The 25531-nt window shown below is 53.6% G+C and carries 19 protein-coding genes; 4 read left to right on the plus strand and 15 right to left on the minus strand.

Features of this window, described 5'->3' with window-relative positions; translation table 11 throughout:
* Positions 1–11: 11 nt before the first annotated feature.
* The 5 genes from ABC395_RS23180 to ABC395_RS23200 all read right to left on the minus strand — a co-directional run bounded on the left by ABC395_RS23180 (position 12) and on the right by ABC395_RS23200 (position 5474).
* A complete protein-coding gene (locus ABC395_RS23180) occupies positions 12–1025 on the minus strand; it encodes a Gfo/Idh/MocA family protein (protein WP_413006178.1) in 1014 nt (337 codons plus the stop codon).
* Positions 1012–2034, minus strand: a complete 1023-nt coding sequence (locus ABC395_RS23185) for a Gfo/Idh/MocA family protein (RefSeq protein WP_413006179.1) — start codon at positions 2032–2034, stop codon at positions 1012–1014. The genes ABC395_RS23180 and ABC395_RS23185 overlap by 14 nt, the downstream gene beginning before the upstream one ends.
* A 120-nt stretch (positions 2035–2154) precedes the next feature.
* On the minus strand, positions 2155–2991 hold the full coding sequence (locus tag ABC395_RS23190) for a carbohydrate ABC transporter permease (protein WP_413006180.1): 837 nt from the start codon (positions 2989–2991) through the stop codon (positions 2155–2157).
* A 30-nt stretch (positions 2992–3021) separates the two neighbouring features.
* The gene (locus tag ABC395_RS23195) at positions 3022–3969 is read right to left on the minus strand and encodes a carbohydrate ABC transporter permease (protein ID WP_413006181.1); all 948 of its coding nucleotides are present in this window, start codon (positions 3967–3969) and stop codon (positions 3022–3024) included.
* Positions 3970–4031: 62 nt separating this feature from the next.
* Positions 4032–5474 carry a type 2 periplasmic-binding domain-containing protein gene (locus ABC395_RS23200; RefSeq protein ID WP_413006182.1) on the minus strand — a complete coding sequence of 481 codons (1443 nt, stop codon included), beginning with the start codon at positions 5472–5474 and terminating at the stop codon, positions 4032–4034.
* Positions 5475–5849: 375 nt separating this feature from the next.
* Between ABC395_RS23200 and ABC395_RS23205 the strand changes: the two genes are divergently transcribed.
* The gene (locus ABC395_RS23205) at positions 5850–7022 is read left to right on the plus strand and encodes an ROK family transcriptional regulator (RefSeq protein WP_413006183.1); all 1173 of its coding nucleotides are present in this window, start codon (positions 5850–5852) and stop codon (positions 7020–7022) included.
* 370 nt (positions 7023–7392) lie between these two features.
* Here ABC395_RS23205 and ABC395_RS23210 read toward each other — a convergent pair whose 3' ends face one another.
* From ABC395_RS23210 to ABC395_RS23250, 9 genes are all read right to left on the minus strand, one after another.
* Entirely contained in the window at positions 7393–11451 is a 4059-nt protein-coding gene (locus ABC395_RS23210) for an FIMAH domain-containing protein (RefSeq protein ID WP_413006184.1), read from the minus strand.
* Positions 11452–11695: 244 nt separating this feature from the next.
* Positions 11696–12889: a glycosyltransferase gene (locus tag ABC395_RS23215; RefSeq protein ID WP_413006185.1), complete on the minus strand. Its 1194-nt coding sequence runs from the start codon at positions 12887–12889 to the stop codon at positions 11696–11698.
* A gap of 50 nt (positions 12890–12939) precedes the next feature.
* The gene (locus tag ABC395_RS23220) at positions 12940–13602 is read right to left on the minus strand and encodes a stalk domain-containing protein (RefSeq protein ID WP_413006186.1); all 663 of its coding nucleotides are present in this window, start codon (positions 13600–13602) and stop codon (positions 12940–12942) included.
* Between the two features lie 45 nt (positions 13603–13647).
* Positions 13648–15000: an ABC transporter substrate-binding protein gene (locus ABC395_RS23225; RefSeq protein ID WP_413006187.1), complete on the minus strand. Its 1353-nt coding sequence runs from the start codon at positions 14998–15000 to the stop codon at positions 13648–13650.
* A gap of 60 nt (positions 15001–15060) precedes the next feature.
* A complete protein-coding gene (locus ABC395_RS23230; RefSeq protein ID WP_413006188.1) occupies positions 15061–16227 on the minus strand; it encodes an efflux RND transporter periplasmic adaptor subunit in 1167 nt (388 codons plus the stop codon).
* A 27-nt stretch (positions 16228–16254) separates the two neighbouring features.
* Positions 16255–17088 (minus strand): carbohydrate ABC transporter permease, encoded by an 834-nt coding sequence (locus ABC395_RS23235; protein ID WP_413006792.1) that lies wholly within the window; start codon positions 17086–17088, stop codon positions 16255–16257.
* A gap of 55 nt (positions 17089–17143) precedes the next feature.
* The gene (locus ABC395_RS23240; protein ID WP_413006189.1) at positions 17144–18010 is read right to left on the minus strand and encodes a carbohydrate ABC transporter permease; all 867 of its coding nucleotides are present in this window, start codon (positions 18008–18010) and stop codon (positions 17144–17146) included.
* A 148-nt stretch (positions 18011–18158) separates the two neighbouring features.
* A complete protein-coding gene (locus ABC395_RS23245; protein ID WP_413006190.1) occupies positions 18159–19292 on the minus strand; it encodes a sensor histidine kinase in 1134 nt (377 codons plus the stop codon).
* Positions 19285–19980 (minus strand): response regulator transcription factor, encoded by a 696-nt coding sequence (locus ABC395_RS23250; RefSeq protein WP_413006191.1) that lies wholly within the window; start codon positions 19978–19980, stop codon positions 19285–19287. The genes ABC395_RS23245 and ABC395_RS23250 overlap by 8 nt, the downstream gene beginning before the upstream one ends.
* 251 nt (positions 19981–20231) lie before the next feature.
* Between ABC395_RS23250 and ABC395_RS23255 the strand changes: the two genes are divergently transcribed.
* The 3 genes from ABC395_RS23255 (at position 20232) to ABC395_RS23265 (ending at position 23760) form a co-directional block, all read left to right on the plus strand.
* A complete protein-coding gene (locus tag ABC395_RS23255) occupies positions 20232–21188 on the plus strand; it encodes a D-alanyl-D-alanine carboxypeptidase family protein (RefSeq protein ID WP_413006192.1) in 957 nt (318 codons plus the stop codon).
* Positions 21189–21728: 540 nt separating this feature from the next.
* Positions 21729–22484 (plus strand): LytR/AlgR family response regulator transcription factor, encoded by a 756-nt coding sequence (locus ABC395_RS23260; protein WP_413006193.1) that lies wholly within the window; start codon positions 21729–21731, stop codon positions 22482–22484.
* Positions 22471–23760 carry a GHKL domain-containing protein gene (locus ABC395_RS23265; RefSeq protein WP_413006194.1) on the plus strand — a complete coding sequence of 430 codons (1290 nt, stop codon included), beginning with the start codon at positions 22471–22473 and terminating at the stop codon, positions 23758–23760. Before ABC395_RS23260 ends, ABC395_RS23265 begins: the two co-directional genes overlap by 14 nt.
* Before the next feature lie 350 nt (positions 23761–24110).
* Here ABC395_RS23265 and ABC395_RS23270 read toward each other — a convergent pair whose 3' ends face one another.
* On the minus strand, positions 24111–25496 hold the full coding sequence (locus tag ABC395_RS23270) for a TraB/GumN family protein (protein WP_413006195.1): 1386 nt from the start codon (positions 25494–25496) through the stop codon (positions 24111–24113).
* Positions 25497–25531 lie beyond the last annotated feature (35 nt).

A 25531-nucleotide genomic window follows, 5' to 3' on the forward strand; every position in this document is an offset into this window, starting at 1 on the left:
GGCAAGCCCCCCTATTCCACGGAATATTTGCCGTGTTCGTTTAATGCGACCGGCCCGCCCCGGCGGACGGATTCGTAAGCCGCTGCGGCTACGGCGGCGGAACGGAGACCGTCCCTGCCGGTAACCGGCATTTCTTTGCCCTCCCGGACGGAACGGATAAAAGCTTCGACCATGGAACGGTTCATGTTCTCGCCCCAGTAGCTCCACCGGGCTTTGTCCGCCTCGTCGCTGTACACTTCGTTCTTCTGGCCGAAAGCGTCGACGGAGAGCATGCCTCCGGTCCCGACGATTTCCAGCGTGACGTCTCCCCAGTAAGGGAACGAACGGGTACGGGACCAACTCGTGTCGATCGACGCGAAGGCGCCGCTTTCGAATTTCACGTGCAGGAAGCCCGTGTCCTCCACGGGGATATCGTGAAACAGCGTAGCCGTTTCCGCATAAACCTCCGTCACGCGGCTGCCCAGCATCCAGTGCAGAAGATCCAGCACATGGACGGAGTGGTCCAGCAGCGCTCCGCCGCCGGAGAGCGACGGGTCGACGAACCAGCCGCCCGGCATCGTGCCGCGGTTGGTTCCTTTGACGGCCACGATCTCGCCGATTTCCCCGCGCTCCAGCGCCGTTTTGGCCTGAATGACCGCAGGAAGAAACCGGCACGGGTAGGCCGTCATCAAGCGGACGCCGCTGTCCTCGCAGGCTTGAATCATCCGCTCCATTTCGTCCGCATTCAGGCCCAGCGGCTTCTCGCAAAGCACGTGCTTTCCCGCCCGGGCGGCCGCAACGGTCATCTCCGCATGCCGGATGTTCTCCGAGCAGATGACCACGGCATCGCAGTCTTCCTCCAGCAGCTCCCGGTAGTCGGCGTAATAGCGAATAGCGGGGACTTCGTCCAGGTAGTCCCGGACCCTCGCTTCGTTCTCGTCCGCTATGGCCGTCACTTGTACGCCCGGCATATTTTGGAGCAGGCGGTAAATCCCCGCCGCATGCCCATGCGCAAAGCTGATCATTCCGATGTTAACGGTAGACATGCCGATTCTCCCCCTTCCGTGCATCCTGCAGCTTGACCGGCCGCCCCGTGCGTGCGGATTCGATCACGGCCAGGCTGGTCCGCAGGGCGCTGCATGCGTCTTCGGCGGTCACCTCAGGCTCCCGTCCGGTCCGTATACAATCCGCGAAATGCGCCAGCTCCAGGTAGTACGGATTGTACGTCGACGGGCTTTTCGGTACCGGAACAGCCGCCGTCCCTGACCCGGCCGCCGCTTCCTTCGCCTTAAATATGCGGAGCGAGGCGGCATCCTCGCTGTTGAAGCGGAGCACACCGGCCGTTCCCGCCAACTCCACGCCCGTCGTGAACGGACCGGGGAAGCCCCAATACGCTTCGAGGTGGGCGATCTCTCCGCCGCCGAAGCGCAGCGTCGCCAGCGCGTAGTCGGTAGTCCCCTCTATCCGGTTCATCGCATACACCGATACGGCACGGCCGAAAAGGCTCTGCGCGAAGTCGATATCGTGGATCATCAAATCAAGGATGACGCCTCCGCTTCTGCCGTTGTCCGCGTACCAGGGCTTTGCCAAGCCCGGATTCGCCCCCATGCGCTTCGCGTGCAGAACCGCCGGAGTGCCGATCGTCCCTTCGGCGGCCTTGCACCGGATATCGGCATAGCTCGGGAAGAAACGGACGACGTGGCCGATAAACAGGCGGACACCCTGCTTCCTGCATTCGGAGGCCGCTTCCTCCGCCTCGTCCGCCGACAAGGCGATCGGCTTCTCGCAGATCACATGCTTGCCGGAACGGGCCGCTTTGAAAATAAACTCTTTATGCAGATGGGTAGGCAGGCAGATATCCACGATATCCGGATCCGCCTCCCCGATCATCCGGTCGAAATCTTCGTAAGCTTCCGTCTCCAGACTGCCGGCCAATTTGCGCGCCGCCCCTTCCTGCGCGTCGCACACGCCGGCCAGCCGGATACCGGGCATTCTTTTCCACTCGGCCGCATGAGTACGCCCCATTGTCCCGCAGCCTATTACAGCAACTTTCACCTGACACTCCCCCCCAATTCCACGCGCGCCGGGTCACTCTGTTTCCATGAACTCCGCACGTAAACGTACTTTCAATATCGCTATCTGTTCACTCGGCAAGCCCCGTCTTCAGCCGCGGAGCTATCCTTTGACCGCCCCGAGCGTAGCTCCTTGCATAATCAGTCTCTGGAAGAGAATGAACACAATCACGGAAGGCACCATCGCGATCGTCACCCCGGCGAAGAGGGTTACCCAGTCGGCCGTGTATTCCATCATCTTGTTCGCCTGGTACATTTGTACGGCGATCGTATATTTTTCCGGATCGCTCAAGTAAATGAACGGCCCCATAAAGTTGTTGTAATACCCGAGAAACTTGAAGATCGCGACCGTCACGATCCCCGGCGTGGACAGCGGCACAATAATGCGCAGGAACACCTGAAAAATCGAAGCGCCGTCCATATTCGCGCTTTCTTCCAGATCTTTGGGCAGCGATTTCATAAATCCGCCCAGCAGCATCAGATAGAAGACGCTCTCCCCAAGAGCGGATAACAGGATAAGCCCCGTCAAACTGTTGGTCAGGTGCAGCTCCCGCATAATGACATACTGTGGTACGAGCGCGTTGATGCCGGGCAGGAACAAAGACAGCATGATCAGCCCCCAGATCACCTGGCGGCCCTTAAATTCCAGCCGGGTCAGAGCGTACGCGTTAAGCGTCGTAAAAATAAGGCTGACTACCAGGCTTCCGCCGACATAATAGAGCGTATTCAGCAAAGACTTGCCGAAGCCGTATTCCGTCCAGGCCGTTTTGTAATTCGACCATTCCAGCTTGGACGGTAAACTCCAGATATCTTGAAAAAATTCGGGATTGCTCTTAAGCGATTCGTAGAACACCCAGCACAGCGGGAAAATAATCGTCAGCGCCCAGGCGTACAAGCAGAGACGCCAAACCACATCCATAAACGTCCGTTTTTCTTTCACTGCAATCCGCTCCCTGTCCGTAGGTAATGACTAGTATTCGACGCCCCGGTTCGGCAAAAATTTGTCCATCAGCAGCTTCGCCGTCACCAGGATCACAAAGAGAATCATGCCTACCGACGAGGCGTATCCGTAGTTGATATACTCCTTGCCGAAAGCGAGGTTGAACATATACAGGCCGATTACATCCGTCGATCCGGAAGGGCCCCCGTTAGTCATAATAAGAATAAGCTCGAACGTCTTCAGCGTACTGACGACCAGGAAAAGCACGCTAACCCGGACCACCGGCATAATGAGCGGCAGCGTAATTTTAAACAGGCGGGTCATGTGACCGGCGCCTTCGAGAATAGCCGACTCGTACAAAGACTTCGGAATCGCGGTCATCGCATTGACGAAAATAATGACGTAGAGGCCGACGCCGCCCCAGACCCACGGAGGGATCAGGGCCCACAAGGCCGTATTTTCGCTGCCCAGCCAATAGAAATTTTTCAAGTCGATCCCGAGCAGCCCCAGTGCGCCGTTCAGAAGGCCGTACGTTCCGTCGTAAATGAACGCCCACAGCAGAGCGACGACCACAATGGACAAGACGTTCGGAAAGAAAAATAAAATTTTCAGCAGTTTGTTTTCCCTGTAAGTCTTGTAGGTAACCAGATAGGCAAGGACCAGGGAAATCAGGATGACAAGAGCGGGCACGGTCAGCATAAAAATCACGTTGTGGCGCAGCGCCCGCCAGACGTATTCATCCTGGAGGGCCGTCACGAAATTTTTCAGGCCGACAAACTCCGGTTTTTTCAGCCCGTCCCAGTCCAGCAGTGCATAATAGACGGACAGAACGTTGGGGAACAACGTAAAAAGCAGATAACCTCCAAACGGGGGCACGATGGCAAGGATCAGAAAAATCCATTTCTGCGTTTTCGCTTTATCCAGCCCTATCCGGCTGATAAAGCTTCGCGGCGCTTTCACGGCTATTGGGTCCGACAAGGGAAGTCAGCTCCTTTCAGGAAAATGAAAGCGAAGAGGGTTTCCTCCCCGCTTGTTGGTTTTTATTTCTTCTGTGCGGCGACCGCTTTCTGAAGCAAAGCTTCCGCTTCCTCCAGGATCGGCTTCGGATCCTGCTTGCCGAGCACGATTTTGACGGTGGCTTCTTCGACGATCTTGACCGCTTTGGCGAGGTTCGGGTCCGAAATGCTGACCGTTCTGTGCGCTTTATAGGCACGCGCGTCGTTTTCCTTGATATAGTTCAGAATCGCCTGCGCCGAGCTTGAAAGCTTGAGCACTTTCGACGAATCGTCCGTCAAGTCTTTGCGCATCGGCAGGGCGCCGGATTTCTCCGCCGCAAACTGCTGATTTTCCAGCGTAAGCAGCCAGAGGGCAAATTCCTTGGACCATTTCTTGTTCAGATCGGGCTTGCCGCTCCACAGATAGAGGAAGTTGGTGATTCCGCTCCGTACCCAGAGCTTCTGATCCGCTTTGTCACGGAACGGCACGGCCATGTAGCCCCATTTGAAATCGGCCGGAGTCGTTTTCTTCATCTCGTTCTCCACGTGGCTGCCGGTCGACACCATCGCGGCCTGTCCTTGAATGACCTGCATTTGGGATTGGGTATGCGTAAGCGCCGGAAGCCCTTCCGGGAAATAGCCCTGCTTGCCGAGCTCATAAAGCCGGTTCCAATGCTCGATACTCTCTTCACTCAAGTATTGGGGGCCTGTGTATGTTTTGTAGTTCTCGATAAATTTGTCCGCGCCGCCTTTCATATCGGCCAGTTCAAACATTTTCGCCGGTCCGAAGGCCCAGTCGTAATAGTTCGGGTGAACGCCCGGGAACGTTATCGGAGCGATTCCCGCCGCCTTGATGTCGGCCAGAAGCTTGGTAAACTCCGCCCATGTTTTCGGATTCTGGTTCCAGCCGTTTTTCTCGAATAACGTTTTGTTGTAAAACAGCCCGCCGAAAGAACTCGAAGACGCAAACTCGTATACTTTCCCGTTCACCCGCGTGAACGACTCGTACATGCCCGGCAGAATGAGCTCCTTGACGGTTTTGTCCGGCGCGTCCGGCAGCTTCTTGTCGAAGAGTTCATCCCAGGGTTCCAGCTTTCCGGCTTCGGCGAGAGACACGATTCCCTGCGCTCCGGCGGGAGGCGTGGTGTTGAAAATATCAAACATATCGGCGTCGTTATTGGCCGAAACCTTCGTCTGGATCATATTCTTCATGTCTGCCGATGCGGTGACATCGAAGGATACGTTCGGGTACTTCTCCTTGAAGGACTTCACGGCGTAATCAAACCATTCCCGTCCGTAGCCTCCCATAAAAAAGCCCACTTTAAGCGTCACTTTCTCATTTTTAGGGAGCCCGTTATCGTACACCTCTCCCGATGATTGGGGACTCGCCTGCCCTCCCGCTTTTTTCGGATCGGAGCCGCCCGCACAGCCCGCAAGCAGCGAACCCGACAGTGCCACCGCCAAGCCTAAAGATGTAAGCCTTTTCATGTTTGGTCTCATTTTTGAAACCCCTTTCATGTTTGCTAAAATGGTTTGGATCCGATCGGGAAAACCGGAAATTATTCGGAGGCAGTGATCGGCAAATTGTTTTCCGATATACGCATCCTGTGGTATAATAATAAATAAATCAATTTTATTAATTAATATCGTACCTTGTTTTTCCGGAGGATTCAATACAAATATTTAGAAAAAACACGGTTTTTCTTTTAAAGATTTGTAAAACGATTCGTCCCTATTCCCTATAAACTGGCGAAAATGGTGAATCTTCAATGTTCTTCCAGCTTTCCTTCCCTCGCCTATCCGGGGATGGTAAACTAATGGATAACATCCATTTCGTCTTCGTTTTAAGAAAGAGGTTATTCTATGTCCACTTCCAAGCATGCAAGCCATACCCTGCTTAAATCCATTAACCAGCAGAAGGTGCTGCATCTTATTTATTCCGATTCCCCGATCTCCCGCGTGGAACTTGCCCAGAAGACGGGATTGAGCCAGCAGACAGTGACGAACATCGTAAACCGCCTGCTGGAAGACGAAGTTATCCTGGAAGGGGAACCCCAGTCGCTCGAAAGCGGCAGCGGCCGCAAACGCGTCCCGCTCCTTCTGAACGGCTCCCGTTTCTCCGCCATCGGCATCGAGCTGTCCGGCACTTACGCCAGAGGAGCGGCTTACAACCTGCGCAAAGAGCGCCTGGCGGAAGCGGAAATGCGCGCGGACTCGTACGAGACGGAGGAGGATATGCTGCGGGTGATCCGCGGGGTGATCGGCGCCCTCATCAAGGAGATCCCCGAACCGGACGGTATCAAGGGCATCTCCTTCAGCGTGCACGGGCTGGTCGACTCCAGCGAGGGCATCCTTCTCCGCTCCCCCGGCATGGGCTGGAAGCGGATTCCTCTGGGCCGGATACTGGAAGAAGAATACGGGCTGCCCGTTTACCTGGAGAACGACACCAATCTTCTCGCGCTGAACGAGAATATAAGCGGCCGCCTCGTCTCCTCCCGGAACAATGTCACGCTCAAGCTCGGCAGGGGCATCGGGGGTGCCATTTTCGTGGACAAGACGCTCGTCACGGGCTCCGGCTCCGTAGCGGGCGAGCTCGGCCACTACAAAGCGTTCCTGCCGCCGCACCTCCACGAATGTTACTGCGGCGGCAAAGGCTGCCTGACTACGCTGGCTTCCGCCCACGGCCTTAAGAGGACGCTCGGCTTAACCGTCGATCAGTTCCGCGGCGCTCTACTCGCGGAAGAGCCTCAAGCCGTGGAGCTGCGCGAAGCGGTCAAGACGGCCATCGTTTCGGCCCTGTCCAACATCGTTACGATGCTCAACCCGGATCATATCGCGCTGACGGGCACGATGCTGGCGGTATTCGGCGATTTCTTCCTGGATGAGCTGAAGGACCGTGTTCTCGCCAACGTGCCGCAGACGTGCCGGAACCTGGAATTCGTCCATCTCCGGACGACCGAGGCCGATACCGTTCTAGCCATCGAGCGCGTCCTCCAGAACCTGTTCAAGATCCCTTTGGACAGCTTGTCTTTATAAAACGGAAAGCCCCCGGAAGCGTGTGTAAAACTCGCTTCCGGGGGCTTTTTTTGTGTCGGGCCGCGGAGCTGACCGGCCCGCACTGGCTGTACGGCCCCGCAATCCACGCTGGCTGGACGGTCCGGTCAATTCGCACGGTTAACCGGCCTACGCTGGCTGGACGGTCCCGCAATCCGCGCGGTTAACCGGCCTACGCTGGCTGGACACTCCCGCAATTCGCGCGGTTAACCGGCCTGCGCTGGCTGGACGGTCAGGCAATCCGCGCGGTTAATGCCGGCGACCCCTTGTCCGCCGCCTGGACGGCCGCTTCCGCACCGCGTGAGGCTTCCCGTGCGCGGGGCTTGGCGCCAAAGACAGTGGTCAGCCGCATTTATTTCGCTGCCCAGACACGCAGAAGCGCCTGCGCTTTCAGAAGCAGCCACTGCCGTGCTTCCGGAGCGGCCGCACCCTCATGCGCTTTGTTATCAAGATGCTTCACAAAGCCTTCTATTTTCTTCGCTGCCTGGCTGCTCTGCCCTCTCTGCAAATGACCGGCCGCCTGCCTCAGCGCATTGTCGAGCTGGTTCGTCAAAGGCGAAGTGACCTGACCGGCCGCGGCAAACCGCTGCAAGCCGGCTCCCAGAGCGGGCAGGTCCATGTTTGTCGTGAACGTGACCGGCAGGCTCATGTCCGAGACGGCTCCCGACTCGTGCACGGCCCGGACGGTGAACGTATACGACGTATCCGGCTCAAGGCCGGTAAATGCGTATACGGAGCCGGTCACGGTCGCCGCCAAGCCCTGCGGTCCGTATACTTCGTAAGTGACGGACGAGGAACCGCCGGGCACCGCTACCGGATTCCAAGAGATCCGCGCGGAATCGGCCGTCACGCCGGAAGCCTTCACTTCCTGGGGAGCGGACAGGGCAAGCCGGGTACGAAAGGTGCCGATATCCGAATAGGTCCGGCCTCCGAAGGCATCCTCCGCGGCCGCATACCACTGGTAGACCGTATTCCCGCTCAGAGGACCCCAGACGGTTTTTGCCGTCGAACCGCTGGCGGCTTTGGCCTCTCCGATAAGTTCATCCGAATATACATTGACTTCGAGCTTATCCGTGGCCACCCGCTTTTTCATCGGTTTCAGATCCATCGACAGCTTGAATTCATCCTTGGCCGGGTCGTAATAATTATAATCGTCCAGATAAGGAGAGTATGTGTTCACATAGACGGTATCGGTGCTTGTATCGAAATGCAGCAGCTTGAGGTATCCGTCGCCTCCGTTCGGAATGCCCTGATAGTCGTTGAGTATCTGATACACTTTGCGGTCCGGCGTACCGTCCTTATCGTCGTCAAGCTGGTCGGTCCGCAGGGCGCTGCCGGTAAAATGCCCGCTCATCACCATTTTCACATTCGGATTCGGTACGACCACGTTCTCGTAAATCCGGTTACCGGCCGCCGAGCGGTTTCCGTTGTTCTGCAAATATTCGTGCACCACGATGATCGCTTTACGGTCCGAATGTTCCTTGAGCACGCCGTTCATCCAGGCGTAATCCTCGTCGCTCATATCCCAGCCCATATAGACGAAAATAAAGTCGTTGCCTTCAGCCGAGATGAGATCGTAATGGCCCCGGTTGTCTTTATAAGAACCTCCGTAATAAGGCTTGTCCTTAAACCGGCTTTCCCCGAAGTATTTCGAGAATTCCGAGTAATCCGGCTCCGAATTGGCCCCTCCGTCAAACACGTCATGGTTGCCCGCTGCCACCCCGTAAGGGATTTCCGCTTCGTCCAGCACGTTCATGAACTTGTCCACCCGCTCCCACTGCCCTTTAATTCCGGCGGAATTGACGATATCTCCTACCTGCATCACGTATTTGATATTCATGTCATCTTTGGCCCCGCGGATAAAATTCACCTGGGATTCGAAATACTGGGGTAAAATTTCCGCATAAATTTGCGTATCCGGCATGGACACGAATGTAAAATCATACTGGTCCCGGCGTGGAATTTCATCCTGAACCATCGCCTGTACTTTACCGCTGCGCACATAAGAAGAAGCGTCTGCCGCCGCGGAAAGCGTAAAATCTTCCTCGGACGGGGCCACCATCGAAGCAAGGGAATCCCACTTCTGCGTCCCGTAGTTCCACGCGTAAAGGCTGACCTTCCGCCCTTTCAGGCTGTGGCCTTCCCAGTTCAGCTCGATCCGATCGCCGGCACCCGTTTCCCCGCCGACCTCCACCTCGAACCGCTGGTAAGGGAACTGGCTGTCGGAGTCAGTCGTCACGTAGCGGTCGTCGGATGTTCCCGCCGAAGCCATGTCCTCCGGGGAGAACGGCGTCTCTCCCGGCAATGATAACGCTGCCGGAGGCTCTATGTCCGCAGCATGCGAATAGGCCGTCATCCCCGGGTCGCCCGCCGTGATCCGCTTTCCTTTAAAGAACTTCACGTTCAGCGGATCGCCTGCCGGGTCGGAGACGGATACTTCGAGCGAAACGTTCCCGTCCGCATCCTGCGTCCCCTCCGCCGGAGACAAGAGGACCGGCTTATGCGGCAGCTCCTCGGGCGTCGTGAACTTGACGGTCTTCTCCGTCGTCTTGCCGCCCGCGTCGGCCGCCTTGAGAAGAAGCGTATGCCCGCCCGGCGGCAGCAAAGCCGATGAAGCGGCGTACGGCACCTGGATAGGCATGCCGTCCAGCTTGACTTCAAAAGACTTCACACCGGAAGCCGCGTCGGAGGCGCTTGCCCGGATGTCGAACGGTCCTTTATAGGATTTGCCCTCCTCTATGTTCGTTGTAAGGACAGGCCCCTGGTTATCCACCGTCACATCGGCCGAAGCTTTGCTTCCGTCCGGAAGCTTCACTTCCACCTTGTGGGCGCCGTCAGCCGAAGCTGTCGTGTCCCAGCGGTAAGAAAGCCCTTTCCAATAAGACTCCGGAATCGCGAAATTAAACGTGACGACCGGCAGGAAGCGCCCGTTGTCCCCCATATCCAAGATGGTAGCCGGATTGGCGTATTTCGGGTCTTTCACAACCGTGCCGTCGGCTAGAACGAGCCGGACGTTGCGGATATTAAAATCGTCCAGCCCCGTTTCGGGCTTGTCCTCGTAATAAGGGCGGTTGACGGAACCGGCGCGGATGGCGATCGGGTTGGCCTGCCCGTATTTGAAAAGCTCGGGACGGACGGGCACGACCATCGTTTTGTAATCCTGTGTCCCGAACGGAATGAGATGAAGCGTATCCGCCCCCATCGTCACGACGTTCTGCCCTTTGTCGATATCGTCCGCCTCGAAGACGAAATAGGCGGTTTTCTCCAGCGCCTTGGCCGTCGGCGCAACCGCTTGGCCGTCGACGGTCAGCGTCATCGGACCGGTCCCCGCGGCCGAAGAGCCGATCAAGACGCGGCTTCCCGACAGCGTCTCCCCGTCGCGCACATTCAGCGCCGGACTTTTCTCGCTCCCCGCAAGGCTGAGGGTCCGGGGCGCGGCAGCCGTCGTGTTGAAGGTGTCGGATGCCTCGAAATAATACTGCAGAGACGGACTGCCGAACCATTCCATCATTTCAACGGAATAGCGGAACTTGCCGTCCTTTCCCGGGGGAATCGCGACCTTTTTATAATCCGCGGTCTTGTTGGACTTGTAATACAGATTGACGGATGCCAGCAGCCGGTCGTCTTCCGCTTCGGCGGTCAGCTCAATAGGACTTACAAGATCCATTCCGGACGTGTCGGTGACATCCCTTACGGTCGGTGCGGCGGAATCGGCAGCGATGCGGACAGGCTCCGCGGGAACATGGGCGGGATCGAACGTGCCCGGGGTCGCTTTCGTCTGAAGCACGCTAAGCTTCTTCATATCCAGGCTGCCCGCATCGGGCGTGCCGTACTCGATACTCATATCCGCCGCGGTTTCCAGGATGCCCTGGTTATAGCTGGCCCGCACGATGTCCCGGCCCGTGTTGGTCGCGACGACGATCGTTCTTTCCCGCAAATTGTTCAGTCCGCCGGGAATGCGGACGATGTCTTTGTTTTCCGTGAGGGAGGTCTTGAAGTGCGCGTTGAAATCGGCTACGGTTTTTGTTTGCCCGGCGGGTGTGACGGCCCAGAATACCATCGCTTTCCCCGGCGGAATCACAATCTGCCCATCCGTGTAAGGGCGCCAGAACAAATCTTTTCCCGGTTCGCCCGGATACCGGTACAGAATCGAATAATCTTTGAAATCAACCGGCTGATCGCTGTTGTTGTAAACTTCCACGTACTCGTACGGATCTTCTCCCCCCTCCGTGTCCCCTCCCGAATCGGGCACAATTTCCGTAATCAGCATTCGGGGCGCGGCAGATGAAACAGCGGCTGGCGTTCCCGGTTCTTCCGCGGCCGCGGGCCGGACGAAGGCAAGCGATGATCCCGCCGCTAACTGGATGGCCATGAAACAGGTGAAGCAGCTGGTAAACAGTTTCTTGTTCACTTTTCAACTCATCTCCTTTTTTTCTACTGGCAGAATACAACCACAGTTACACGCTTCTTCTCCACTTTTAATTTATATATCTATTGGATTTATTAATTTCACTTACTCTATTCGCTATCTTCCGGAGTATTCCTCTATTAACTTTTTGTAAAATAAAAAAAGAATTCACAGGATCACTACGCTCCCATGAATTCTTCTGTTCTTGACGGCTCCGCTTCCGAAACGCCGGAATTTTCGCGGATCTCTAAAATTTCCGGTACTGCGTCCAGCTTAGGCAGCGGTCGATAAACGGGATGGCCGTCTCTATGCCGTTCTCTCCCCTCACGCTTGCGCCGAGCTCGGCCGTCTTGTTTCTCACTCGTTTATCTTCAAGGGCCCTTAACGCTTGCGTCAGTCTCTTCCGGGTTACCTTGTTCAGGGGCAGGCAGCTTCCCGCTCCCGCTGCGGCAGTCAGCCTTCCCCACACGTGCTCTTCCTCGGCAGCCGGACAAACGAGAGCGGGAATCCCCGCTCTCAAGCTTGCGTGAGCGGCGGCGGACGATCCCCGGTGCATGACGCTCCGGCAGCGGGAAAAAAGCCGGTCACAGTCCGCCATCTCCACGGGCAGCGTATTTACGGGCAGCTCATGCCGGAGCCCGCCCAGTGCCTGCCAGTCGGCCTCAATGACGGCTCTGCAGGAAAGCTCGTTTGAGGCCTCCAAAGCGGTGTGGATACAATGCGCCTGTGTCTGCAAGGGCAGCCCGCTAAACCCGAAATAAAGAGGAGCCTCTCCCTCATCCAGCCATTGTCCCGTATCCTCAAGGGATTTGCTTGAATAGTCGGAGCCGCCCGTGCCCGCCGCATTTCTCCACTCCCCCGTTACGATCTGTCCGCCCAGCCCTCCCGATTCGCCGTGTCTCTCCAAGAAACATGCGCTGTATGCGTGCAGGACAAGAATATCCCGGGGAACCGCCTTGTTAGGGGCCGCTTCGCCCGTTAGCGGCCATGCATATCCCGGTTCCCGCCGGCCCGCCGCCCCATTGAAGAAGGGAAGCTTCCGAAGAACTCCCGATACGAAAGCGGCACTGCGGGACACGGGGCAAGGAGGAGTCAGGGCCGCCGCCATAAGTTTGCTGTTAAGCTCATCCGAAACGGCCAAGGCGTGATCAAGCATGCGCAGGTCGGAAATAATCAGATCCGATTCCGCGCAGACTTCCCGTAAACTTCCGTTTCCTCCGCCGGCAGTTTCTCCCTCCGATCCGCCCTGTCCCGTCCCGGTATATCTCCAGACGCGCTGATGCATCCAGGCGCGGCCTGTGCCGGAATAGGCCGGATAAAGGTCCGAACCGGCAGGCACCGCCACCTCCGCTTCGTACCCGCCGGATTTAAGCGCGGAAGCGAGTGCGGCAAGAGGCTTCACCGCTTCCGGATTACCATAAGCTAACAAAGTGATTTTCATACGTTCACCTATGATTCGTGCCAAACTTTCCGAGCCGCCGGGAGATGCCCCTAATTTATTTTTACGGCGAACAAATAACTCGTCTCGCCTTGGTCCCAGTAGGAACGCAGCAAAATGGAATAGACTCCGGGCTCTCCCGGCAGACGGATTCTCCCTTGATCCATATTTATGACCGTATATTTTTCCTTCCCGCCCGCTTTTGTGATCAAGGAGCATTCCATCCGGTTCGGCTCTATCCCTTTCGGATAACGAATTCCGATGTAAGCGCCGGATTTGACGTCGACTGCAGGATATTCCGCCTGCTCAAGCATGGTGAGGTCGGATTGGGGATCCTGGATACAGCCTGCCCAGCACGAATTCCCCTGCAGCAGGGGAATGTCCTGCATCCATACGGACTCGTTCCGGAGTCTTCTCTCATAGACGACCTCGGGCTTGGGAGCGGCCACGACATCGTCGAACCTTACACTGTGCTGGTCGATACTGGTTATTCCCGTAATCGCGTTATATCCCACGTCGGAAACCATATTTTCGGCTACAAAGCGCAGGGGAACGTACACGTGTCCGTTATAGTCAATGACCGAGAATTCCGTCTGCTTTCCGTTGACAATGAATTTCTGGGAGCTGAGAAAATCCAGGCTGAAGCTTAACGCGTAAGCCAATAGGCTCATTAAAGCCAATAAACCGAGCGCTGCCGCTGCGATAATTTTTTTCAAAAAGACCGGCCTTTCTTTATCGGATTTAAAGACGATCCCTTCTTGTCACTCGTTTAAATAGGTTGTCGCTCTGTTCTGAATCAGTTTGGCCACTTCTTCCGCCGGCTTCTGCCCGCTGAAATAGGCCGGTGTTTCCTCGTTGATAATGGACAGCACTTTCATATCAAAAGCGGAGAAGCTTTCGGCTTTCCGAATCAATTGTTTATAATGATTAAACTGATCGTCGGATATCTTCGCCGTTTTTCCAGTCGGGAGCTTAAATGTTCCGGCCCTTACCTGCTTTTGGATCTCATCCAGCTTTTTGTCGTTCACTTCTTTAAGCAGGGAAAATCCTTTCAAATCCTGCAGGGACTGCACGTCTTTAGAGTAAAGGAAAGAAAGGAACGTCCACGCTTCCGCCTTGACGGAGGATTTGGCCTGTACCGCAAACTCGTGAACCGGAATGATCCGGATTCCCCCCTTCGTGCCCTCGGCATGCGGCTTCTGGAGCAGCTTCGGATTGGAGTAAGACTCGTGCGGATTTACGACCATATCCTGAGGCGTGAGAAAAGCGGCCGAATAAAACAGGGCGGTTTCTCCTTCGGCAGTTTCACTTTTCATTATTTTCTCGTCGTACATGTTCTTAATGGATTTCAGCAGATCCGTGAAAGCGGGCGAATCGAACTTCGCTTTCATCGTCGCCGGATCGACAAGCTCCCCGTAACGGTCCATGATGATCTCCTGCAGGATTACTCCCGGGTCTTCCGTAAAAACGGGCCGCTTCGCTTTGCCGCCTCCCCCGTCTTTCTCCCTCACTTTTTTGGCCGTTTCTTCAAACTGGTTCCACGTCCACTTGGCATCGTCGATCTGGACATTCGCCTTCTTGATCGAATCGCCGTCTCCTATGTAGGTTCTCAAGTAGAACGAGGCGGGGAGCGTATATAACCCGCCGTCCTTTTTCTTCATCCCGCTTAAAATGTTCAGGTTTAATTCTTCCTTCTTCAACGTTTTGTCCTGGTCGAACATCTCGTTCAGATTGGCGACAAGTTTGCCGTGCACATATTTATCGACGGGCAGATCGCTTAATTCGATAATATCCGCCCCCTTGCCCGACAGTAAAGCCGTGTTCGTCGTCTTCACGTATTTCTCAAAATCCCCGGCTCCCCATTTTTCGCTCGCCTGCTTATAGGATTGAATCTGCAAATCGATGTCCGGGTATTTCTCCTCGAACTTCTTCTCGACCGTCTGGAAGAACGGATCGGAACTTTTTAAGGACAGGGTCACGATGGTTTTCCCGTCTTTGCTTTTCGGCTTTTCTTTAGCCGAAGTCCCGCCGGCCTCCCCGCTTCCCCCGGCTCCGCAAGCGCTGGTTGCAAGCGCCGCACAAATGAACACGACCCACACAGGTTTTTTCATCATTCGTAATCCTCTCCTCTATCGATTATGTTCCTTCGTTATCGCCTTCGCAGCGATTCCTTGCTATTGCAGGCGAACCCGGTTGTTATCCTGCAAGGGCTCGCTGCTTTTGAGAATAATGAGATCTTTTTCATTCAGGCTGTCGGTTTGAATCACGGTCTCCGAACCGTTGGCTTCGCTGAAACGGACCGGGACTCTCCGGACTACGAAAATGTTGCCCAGCGCGCCCTTCTGCTCTTCGATCTTATAAATGAACTTGCCGTCGCGCTCCTGATGGACCGCGTCGGTTGAAACCTTAAATCCCTGCTGCACGGAACGCTTCGTGAGCTTGACGAAGGCGCGCTCGCCGCCTTTCAGCTCCGGGTCCTCCACTTTAACGCGCAGCGTTTTCCGCGTCACCGTGAGGACCCCGCTCTCCTCCGCCTCCCCGCCGGGAGGGCTCGCCGCCGTTGTCAGCGGTTCCGCATCCCCCGCCTCTTCAACGGTGCCCTCGATAAGCCGGGGCTGCTGATCCGGCGTGCCGAGCCCTACCTCCAGCTTCGTCCCGGCCGTAATACCGAGGCTGGTCAGCAGTGCGGCATCGGCGGCGAATTCGAGCCGGTATCCCTTGGCGCTGTCCGTGATCACGATTTCGGGCTCTCCCGCCGTCATAGCACCGGCCCTGGCGTTCACTTTCGTGATCACGCCCTCGAACGGAGCGGCCAGATCCTTCCGGTCTGCCAGTTTTTCCCGCAGATCTTGGATTTTGCGCTCCTGCACGCGGATATCGAGCTTGCGCGTCTCCAGCTCCCGGCTGACGCTCCGGACCTTCATTTCGTCGCCCTCCTTGGACGCCTCAATGAACTGGTCCTGCGTGTTTTGCAGCTCGATCTTCAGCTTCTCCAGCTGCGCGGTTTCATCCAGCAGCTCCCGCTCGGCGGACTTGCTGTCGTAGACGACCAGCTTCTGTCCTTTTGTCACACGGTCTCCTTCTTTAACGAGAACCGCTTTGACCTTCCAGTCCGCAGGACTTCCCAGCTTCTCCTCCGCAAGCGGACGCAGAACCCCGGTTCCTTCGAGCGTATGTATAAGGCTTCCGTAGATCGCGCTTTCCGTTCTCACTTTGGGTAAAGTCAGCGCCTGCAGCGTATTACCGAATAAGGTGAACAGGATCAGTCCCCCGATAAACAGACCGGCAATGATCCGGATATTTCTTTTGCGCTTAAGATCTTTAATCGCTTCCTGCTCCATTCCCGAGCTTTCCTCCCCTTGCAGAAGCTACCCTTTGATGCCGGACAATTGAATGCCTTCGATAAAATTCGTTTCCGCATACAGAAACAGCAGCACCATCGGTGTCATATAAAGCATGGATGCGGCGAAAGCGATCCCTCTCTCCCCTTGATTCACCCTGGATAAGTAAACGGAGAGCGGCTGCTCCAACGGATCGTCCAGAAAAATAAGCGGCTGCTCCACCATGTTCCAGTAGTCGACGAACAGCAGCACCACTAAAGCGGATATCCCCGGTTTAACCATCGGAATAATAATCGTGGAGAAAATCCGCCAATGCCCGGCTCCGTCTATCTTGGCCGCTTCAATATAAGCGTACGGGATGTGCAGCATGTACTGCCGGAGCATGAAGACGCCGAAAGCGGCAAAAATTCCGGGCAGAATGATGGCTCCGGGACTGTGGAGCAGCCCCAGTTTATCCGCCATGATGTAATTGGGCACGAGCGTCACCTGAAACGGCATGAGCATCGTCAGGACATAAACGAGAAACAGGGGCTCCCGGCCGCGAAAACGCAGTTTGGAGAACGCGTACGCAGCCAGTGCGGCTACGGCCGTCTGCCCGGCGATGATGGGAACCACCAGAAAAACCGAGTTCCAGAACATCCTCATAAATCTCGGACTATGAATGAGCACTTCGCCGTACTGTTCCAGCGTGACCAGATCGGGCAGCAGCTTCAGATTAACGAAGGCATCCGTTCCCGAACCCGCTTCGGTCATCTGGCCGATGAGCCCGTAATTCATTCCGATTTCCCGCTCGGTCATAAGAGAGTTTGTGAAAGTTATCACAATAGGTATCAAGAGAATTCCTGCGATAACCGCCAGCATGACCGTTATCGTCCCTTTTTTCAACAGCTCCAACAGTTGCAATCGTCTTCCCCCGCTATTCAAGAAAACTCCGGAAACGGCGTTCCAGTGCAAAAAGGACTAAAACCAGAAGCAAAATACAGCCCGTCATCAGTGTGGCCGCTGCCGTCAGCTTGGGAACATCCAAGGACATGAACATGTTGTTCATATAGTGCTGCAGCATATAGATGCTGTCTTGCGGATAATCCCCCGCTATCAGGTACGTTTCGCGGAACACCTTGAATGAATGGATGACGGACATGATCGTGACGAAAAACAGCGTCGAGGTTAAATAGACCAGCGTAATACTGCGGAATTGGCGAAACGGGCCCGCCCCTTCGATCCTGGCCGTTTCGTAATAGTCATGGGGGATTTGCTGAAGCCCCGCCAGGAACAAAATAATGTTATACCCGATATTCTTCCACAGATAGACGGCGATCACGACGCCTTGGGCGGCATCCGTCTTCATCCAATCCACACGCGCCCAGTGGAAATGGCCCAGCCAGACGTTAACCGATCCGTTCCAGTCCAGCAGAATCTGCCATACGAGAATGACCGAAGCCGCGGGAACGACAAGCGGCAGCACGAACGCGGTCCGAAGCCATTTCCGGATATACAGGTTCTGATTAAGCAGTATCGCCAGGCTTAGCGACAGAAGAATCATCAGCGGGACACTGACCAGCGTAAAGGAAGCGGTATTCCGGGCCGCCTTGCGGAACGATTCGCTCGCCAGAAGCCCGCGGTAATGCTCGAAACCGACGAACCTGCGGTCGGCTGTACTTTCCACGAATGAATCATACACGCCCATGGCAAACGGGATGAGATAGAAGATCATAAATCCCAGCGCGCTCGGCGCCAGAAACATCAGAACGGCCGCCTTATCCGAGCGGGCATGTCTAAACATCCGCGGCTTCAATCGGGTACACGAACTGTCGTGGTTTCATACTTGGACCGGTCCTTTCCTCGTTTTCGGACAAGCGGAGACTCTCACCGCCAGTTCCAGAATAGGAAAAAAACTTTAAAGAACAAGTAGGGTAAAATTAAAATTTTTCTTAAATCGTTTGCTGGGGGGAGGCTACGGCTTCGTGTTCCGATTCATTTCTCGGCAGCCGCACCTCGAACAGCGTCCGGACGGGATTGCTCTGCACCGTTACCGTGCCGTTATGACGCTCCACAATATTCTTCGTGATGAACAGGCCGAGTCCGGTGCTTCCCGTCCGGTGGCTGCGGGCCTCATCCGCCGTATAAAACATATCGAAAATACGCGGCAGTTCCTCCGGTGGAATACTGTCCCCGTAATTGATAACTTGTACAACCGCCTCTTCTCCTGCGGACGCCGCGATAACGTCGACATACCGGCCGTCGCCGCCGTAACGGATCGCGTTCGTCAGAAGGTTTTCGAACACGCGCGCAAGCAGCTCCCCGTCCCCCCATATATGAAGGGGCTGATTCGCATTTATTCTCAGCGTGAGCTGATTTTTCTCGAACATCGGGTATAATTCCTCGTTAAGCTGGATAAGCAGCTCGCCGAGATCGATTCGTTTTCTCTCGACCTTGAGCATGCCGTAATTCATCCGGGTAATTTCAAACAGTTCGTCCACGAGCTTCTCCAGTCTCTGCGACTTGGTGAACGCGATCTGGGTAAAATGCCTGACCTGCTCGGGAGACAGCTCCTTGTCCCGCAGTATAAAATCCAGATAGCCCAGCACGGAAGTAAGCGGCGTACGCAAATCGTGCGCCAGATTGAGCACCAGCTGATCTTTGCTGCTTTCCGCAAAATCTCCCCGGTTCACGGCTTCCTGCAGCTTCTCGCTTGCAAGGTTAATGTCCTTGGCGATGTCTCCGAATTCATCGTTGGAATCCACATGAACCCGGCTGTTGAAGTCGCCGCCGGCAAGCCGGTGGATACCGTCCGATATTTCCCGGAAATAGACCGCATACGACCGCGTAAAAAAGAAGAAAAACAAGATCGCCATCGGGATAAAAAACAGCAGAAAAAAGTTGATATCTCCGATCTTGTGCAGAAACAGACGGAAATACGCGAGCGGGTCTTCAAACTTGACTTGGGTACGATAATACATTTGAAGAGCTTTATAGATCAGATAAGTAATAAGGCCGGCCAGAAGCATGCTTACGCCGAGCAGCAGTATCATTTTGGTCCGGAAACTCCGCAGCATATTAGGCATTGAACGTGTACCCTACTCCCCAGATTGTTTTGATCAGTTTGTTCTTGTTTACATCTTCCCCGAGTTTTTTGCGGAGAGTACGGATATGGACCATGACCGTATTCCCGCCTTCGTAGTACGCGCCTCCCCATACCTGCTGGAAAATATTTTCCACGCTGAACACCTTCTTCGGATGTTTTGCCAAAAGATACAGAATATCGAATTCTTTCGGGGTCAATTCGATCAGATTTCCGTACAAGCTGACGGTACGCTGCTCCGGGTAAATAACCAAGCCGCCCGTCTCCAAGATCGGCTTGTCGGCGGCAGCCGCCTGATTCAGCTGCAGAAACCGGCGCAGATGGGCATTCACGCGGGCAACCAACTCCATCGGGTTAAACGGTTTCGTGATATAATCGTCCGCGCCTCTTACGAGACCCGAAATTTTATCGAGATCCGTCGTTTTGGCGCTCAAAAAAAGGATCGGCATATTGTGTTTCTCCCGGATTTGGTGAGTCACTTCATACCCGTCCATTTTCGGCATCATGATGTCCAGAATCGCCAAATCTACCGAATGGGTCTGAACGGCTTGCAGGGCGTCCTGTCCGTTATGTACTTTGAGGCAGTCATATCCTTCTTTTCTCAGATGCATGTCTATTAAATCCGCAATTTCTACTTCATCGTCGGCTATCAGTATCGTAATGCGTTTCATGCGATCCACTCCCGTATCCATTCAACGTTTTATAAGCGGCAAATCGGTTCCATCCGGACTTACATAAGCAGTCCCGCCTCACAATCATACTTCATTTTTTTCCAGTAAGCCTAGAAGGTTATAAGGCCCAACGGAGTTCGCATAGAGAATTGTAACTATTTTGAAAGTTTTTCTTAGGGAGAAATTAAAATTTAGGCCCCATACTGGAGACAGCTGAAGCCTCGCGACAATGGAGAGGAGAAACATCATTTATGAATTTGAAAACGATTCTACTGGGTGGAATTACCGCCGCAGTTGTACTGCTTATAGCCTGGAACACCCTGACTCTTACACGGCACGGCGAGGCTTTGCCCGTACCCGATTCGGCTGCATCCGAACCCGCTGCACTACAGCCGGCTTCCGGCAAAGCGGATAAGGGGCAGCCTTTTAATGAATCGATAGAGGGGGAAGCCGCCGTCCTGATGGATGCCGAAACCGGAACTTTTTTGTTCAAGAAAAATAAAGACCTCCGCCTCTATCCGGCAAGCACGACCAAAATCGTAACGGCGCTGGTTGCGCTTGAAAAAGGCGGCTTGCAGGACCGGATTACGGTCGGTGACGAAGTCCGCTTGAAGACAAAGGGAGAAAGCACGGCGGGATTGCAGGAAGGCCAGAGCCTTACGCTCAGGGACCTGATCGTTGCCATGATGCTGCCCTCGGGCAATGACGCCGCCAGAACGGTCGCCCGTTATATTGCGGAGAAGGACAAGGGCCGGAAGCTCTCCGCTCAGCAGAGCATCGATTATTTTGCCGGGCTGATGAATGCGAAGGCCTCCAAGCTCGGCGCCAAAAAGAGCCATTTTACAAATCCGCACGGACTGCACGATCCCGATCATTACACGACTGCGGGCGATATGGCTCTATTGGGCCGCGAAGCGATGAAAAACAAAACGTTCAGCTCTATCGTCAGTGAGCCTAAACAGGCCGTCACCGTATCGTCCGGTTCCCGGACTTACGTGAACCGCAATCAGCTCCTTCAAGCAGAAAGCGAATTTTATATCGAGGGGGTGAACGGGGTGAAGACCGGCTTTACCGACGAGGCCGGCTATTGTCTCGTATCCTCGGCCGTCCTGAACGGAAAGAAGGTGATCGGCGTCGTGCTTCATTCGAGTTCGGGCGGCGTCTATACGGATACCCGTTCCCTGCTCGCGTATGCGGCGAACGAATAGGATCGTTTGGCTGCCTGTACCTCGCAGTAAACGATCCGGCGGCTGCCGCCCTCTCAGGAGAACCGCTCCGCCGTTCTTCACAAGCCGCCGGCATACCGTCCGCATACCCGATGGAAACGGCGGCGATTTTGCCGGCTCGTCTGTCGTATAAATTCTCCCGCAGCCGGATGCTTTCACTGCCTTGGCCCAAGCCACATTCGCATAGAAGGCTCCGTGAAGCTGCATTTTCTCCGTTTCCTTCATGTTAGCTTCCTCATCTTAACGATTTGTAACTTAAATATTAAGAATAGATATGAAGAAGCTAACATTATAATTAACATTTCAAGCCGTTTCGGGAGCCAATTTCGTTTGCTCCGAGAAGGCTTTCCGCTTACCAGGTGACGAATTCGGTTCCGGCTTTATTCTTTCCGCAGGCCCGTATAGTGATTTGAGGGATTCAAAAGTGCATTTCATCCGAAAATTACCTATGCAAAGCCAAAAAAATATATCATGCTTAGATGGGGTTCTAACTAATAGAATCGAATCTGAGGGGTGTCTCTTATGTATAGAGTGGCGATTTGCGACGATGTGGAAGAACAGCGGGACCATGCTAAAAACATTCTGATCACTTTATCGGTTAAGACCAATATAGAATTTGAAATGAGTTTGTTCGGTTCGGGAGAAGAACTGATATCCTATTATGAGCGCGGGGAAACACCGTTTCATATTTTAATCTTGGATGTTGAAATGGGCGGGATGAACGGGATTCAAACCGCTGCAAAAATAAGAGGGATGAACCGCCTCGACGAACAAATTATTTTTCTGACAAGCTACCCCGAGTATATGGTGGAGAGTTTTGACGTTATCACCTTCCAGTACTTGATAAAGCCCGTCGCCCCCTCTGTCCTGGAGGAGAAAATCATCAAGCTGTGCCAATACTTTCAGGCACTTGATAAAAAGTTTATGATCATCAAATGTGCTTACGAAGAAGTCGTTATCAAATACGATGACCTCATCAGTATTGAAGCCGCCAAAAGCTTGACCATCAAAAGCAAGCTTCATTTTACGACCGTGAATCAAACGTATGAAAGCAAGGGAATCATTTCGGATTACGCCCTGGCCTTAAAAGACCACAAATTTCTGCAAATCCACCGGTCCATTATCATTAACCTGCATCATGTGAGAAAATTTGCTGCCGGAGTTGTGCTGATGTCCAACGGGTCGGAATTACCCATAGGCCGTTCTAAAATTAAAGAGGTTAAAGATGTATATACCAAATTTATGATTATGAAGGTCGATGCCTATGATACAAAATAATTTGCCTGTCATTCTATGCATTGTGGTAGTGATGGCCGTTCAAATCAATTTTTTCTTCAACTCGGTTTTCGATAAATCGACGAGAAAAAGCAACCGTTTTATTTACTTTCTTATCTTCGGGCTGCTCGACTACACCTTAATCTTTACTTCCTTTTCGCCTATTCTATCTTCCATCATATCCTTGCTTGTCATTTTTACTATTGCGCATTCTTATCAGGTAGAATTTAAAATTAAACTCATTTTTTCACTGCTTTATGCCGTATTGATGTCTCTCGCCAGTTCGATCTCCATCTATATACTCTACACGCTGGATTCGATTGATTTTGAAAATATGGACTTCATCAAACAATTTGATCCTATTTCCTACACCAAACTTATTTTTCTGAGCTGCATGATTATGTTTGCCGTCATTCTGATCATACGGCTCGTGGCCAAACGCAGAAGCTTCTCTCTGCCCTACCGCTACTATGCCCTGATTTTGGTTATTCCCGTCGTAAGCTTGTATCACCTGAATATTTTAACGTTTAAAAGTTTCTATTCTTTTCTTTCCGCCATCGGCTTTCTTTTCTTAAACGTCATGATTGTCTATATTTTCGATACAATTACGGACAATTTTAAATTTATGCATGAAAACGCTCAGCTCCAGCAGCAAATGGACTATCAGGATGCGAACTACGAGAAAGTCGTCCACAGCTTTAAGTCTATCAAAAGAATCATTCACGATACGAATCAGCAGTTTTTGTATATCGAAGAATGCATCAAGCGCAATGAACTGGGGGCGGCGTTGGAACATATTAAAACGACTCTGAACAAAGTCGAAGGAGCTTATCAGCGGGTGAACACGGGAAACCTCGTTATAGATGCCCTTGTCACCAATACGCTCGATATCGGGCAGGCCAACGGAATCCGAATCGATACCAGACTTAACCTGCGTGCACATAAAATCCCCGTTGACCGTTATGATTTATGTGTGGTGATGGGGAATATGCTGGATAACGCGATTGAAGCTTCCAAACAGTTAAAGGTCGCGGAAGACAGGTACATCCTGATCAAGATACATACGACCGAGTCCGCCCTTCTCATTCATATCTTGAATCATATGGAGAGTGAATCCGTCCCTTTGCGCAGTCAAAAACCGAATCCCGAATTTCACGGGATCGGCCTGACCAATATCGCGAGAATCTGCGATAAATACGGCGGTCATATGACCATTGAAACGAAACATAAACAGTTTAATAATATGGTGCTGCTGCCCTTTTTAACGAACAATCCTTGACGGTTCCGCAGAAAAACGGTAAATCTGCACATCAAGAACGGAAAACCCTATTTAAAGCTTGACGCTTATCTGAACTTTCCGGGATTGGGCCAAATCCGCATGGTTACGTTTGAAAAGCAACTAAAATGAACATAGCGAAAAAACCGGACAGCAGTTGCCGCCCGGTTTCTTTGTTTCTTTTTATAGGAAGGCAGATTACGACCTTCCGACTCCGAACTTATACAAGCCGGAAGCCGTTAGAACAATCCGATCCCCGTCAGCAAGCCATGAATGAAATTCATCCCTTTGCTATTTAAAAAAAGCCTGCTGCCATGCCTATACTCATGTCGTTTTACGGTTATGAGTTCCGCTTATTTCACCGGCTGTACGTCATAACCTTTCGCTTTCAACTGGTCGATGACCATGTCCTTCACTACATAATGCGCGGAGCCGACGACTACGAAAGAAGTTCTTTCCCCGTCTTGCTCCAGAAGATCCGCGATCTTCTTGGCCATGTTTTTGTCGCGCTCGCCGATTAGCTTCTTGTTCAGCTCGCCTTCCATCAAGCCGCCCCGGACAAGTCCGTCCGCAACGCCTTTCGCATCGCCCTTGCTCCAATCCAGTTGAAGCTGTTTGAAGGAGGCGGCCCCTTCCTTGCCTCCGTCCGCAAGAAGCTGATCCAGCAGGCTGTTCAGATCTTTCTCCTGGGCTTCGGGAGTCAAGGAGTTGAACACATCCGCTTGCAGTTTGATTCCTTCCAGCTCATGGACCGGTTTACCCGTCAACAGCGCTTTAGTGAGAAAATAGTGATCAATTCCGGCTGCCGATGCCGGGGCAATTTGATCGGGATTCTCGAACAAAGAAAGCATCGATAAGTTGCTGGAGACGGCAAAGGGCTTGTATGCGTCGAGCGCCTGCTCCGGAAGCTCCATTTTCTTAAGTACTTTTTGCAATTTCTCATACGTTTCCTTCGACACATGATCCTGGATCTTCGTGCCGTCGTCATACGTCATCAAACTAGTGAAGTAGCTCATATCGCCGGATAACGTATCGGCTTCCACCCACAGATCATCCGAAGCTTCGAATGCTTCCTTTATGTTTTTCTGGAGCGGATACATCTCGGGGATTCCCAGGTGGACCGATCCAAGCAGGTACAGGGTATTGTTGTTATGCTTCACCTTCCAGAATACGCCCTTCGCTCCCTGCCCGGCCGTATCGTAGCTGAATTCCACTAATCTCGAGGCGAGCACGGCGGCTTGTTCGGCCGTACAAGGCTGATCGAGCTCCAATCCTTCGTTTGAACCCTGTACGATGCCCTTCTGCTGAAGATACTCGATCGGAGAAGAAGACCCGATCCCGAAAGCGGACGGCAGCTCATAACGGGCCAGCAGCCCGTACATCGCGCGGATAACCGTGTCTCTCGTGATCACTTTATTTTCCCATGCCGGAAGAGGCATGTCTTTTTTACTAAAACCGAGCCCATCCAGCTTGGCCGCCGTGCTTTTCATTAGCGATTTGAATTTTGTCTCGTCAATCGCTTGTTGAAATTTACCGTCGTAATACCAGCCCATCGGATAAATCCCGTATTTCTCTCCCTCGTTAAGAGTAGAGAGGGACCACGTGCTGATCGACGGGGCCGGGGCGGCAGGCTGCTCTGCCCTTACGGTCAGATTGGTTCCCCCCAGCAGCATCGTAACTCCTAATACACCCGCCGCCATCTTGCGGCTCCATTTGTTGCTCCATAGATTGACTTTCATGTTCCTTGTGCCTCCTAGACTTAGATGAGAAAAAT

This window comes from Paenibacillus canaveralius, assembly GCF_047238265.1.
Classification (GTDB): Bacteria; Bacillota; Bacilli; order Paenibacillales; family NBRC-103111; genus Paenibacillus_F.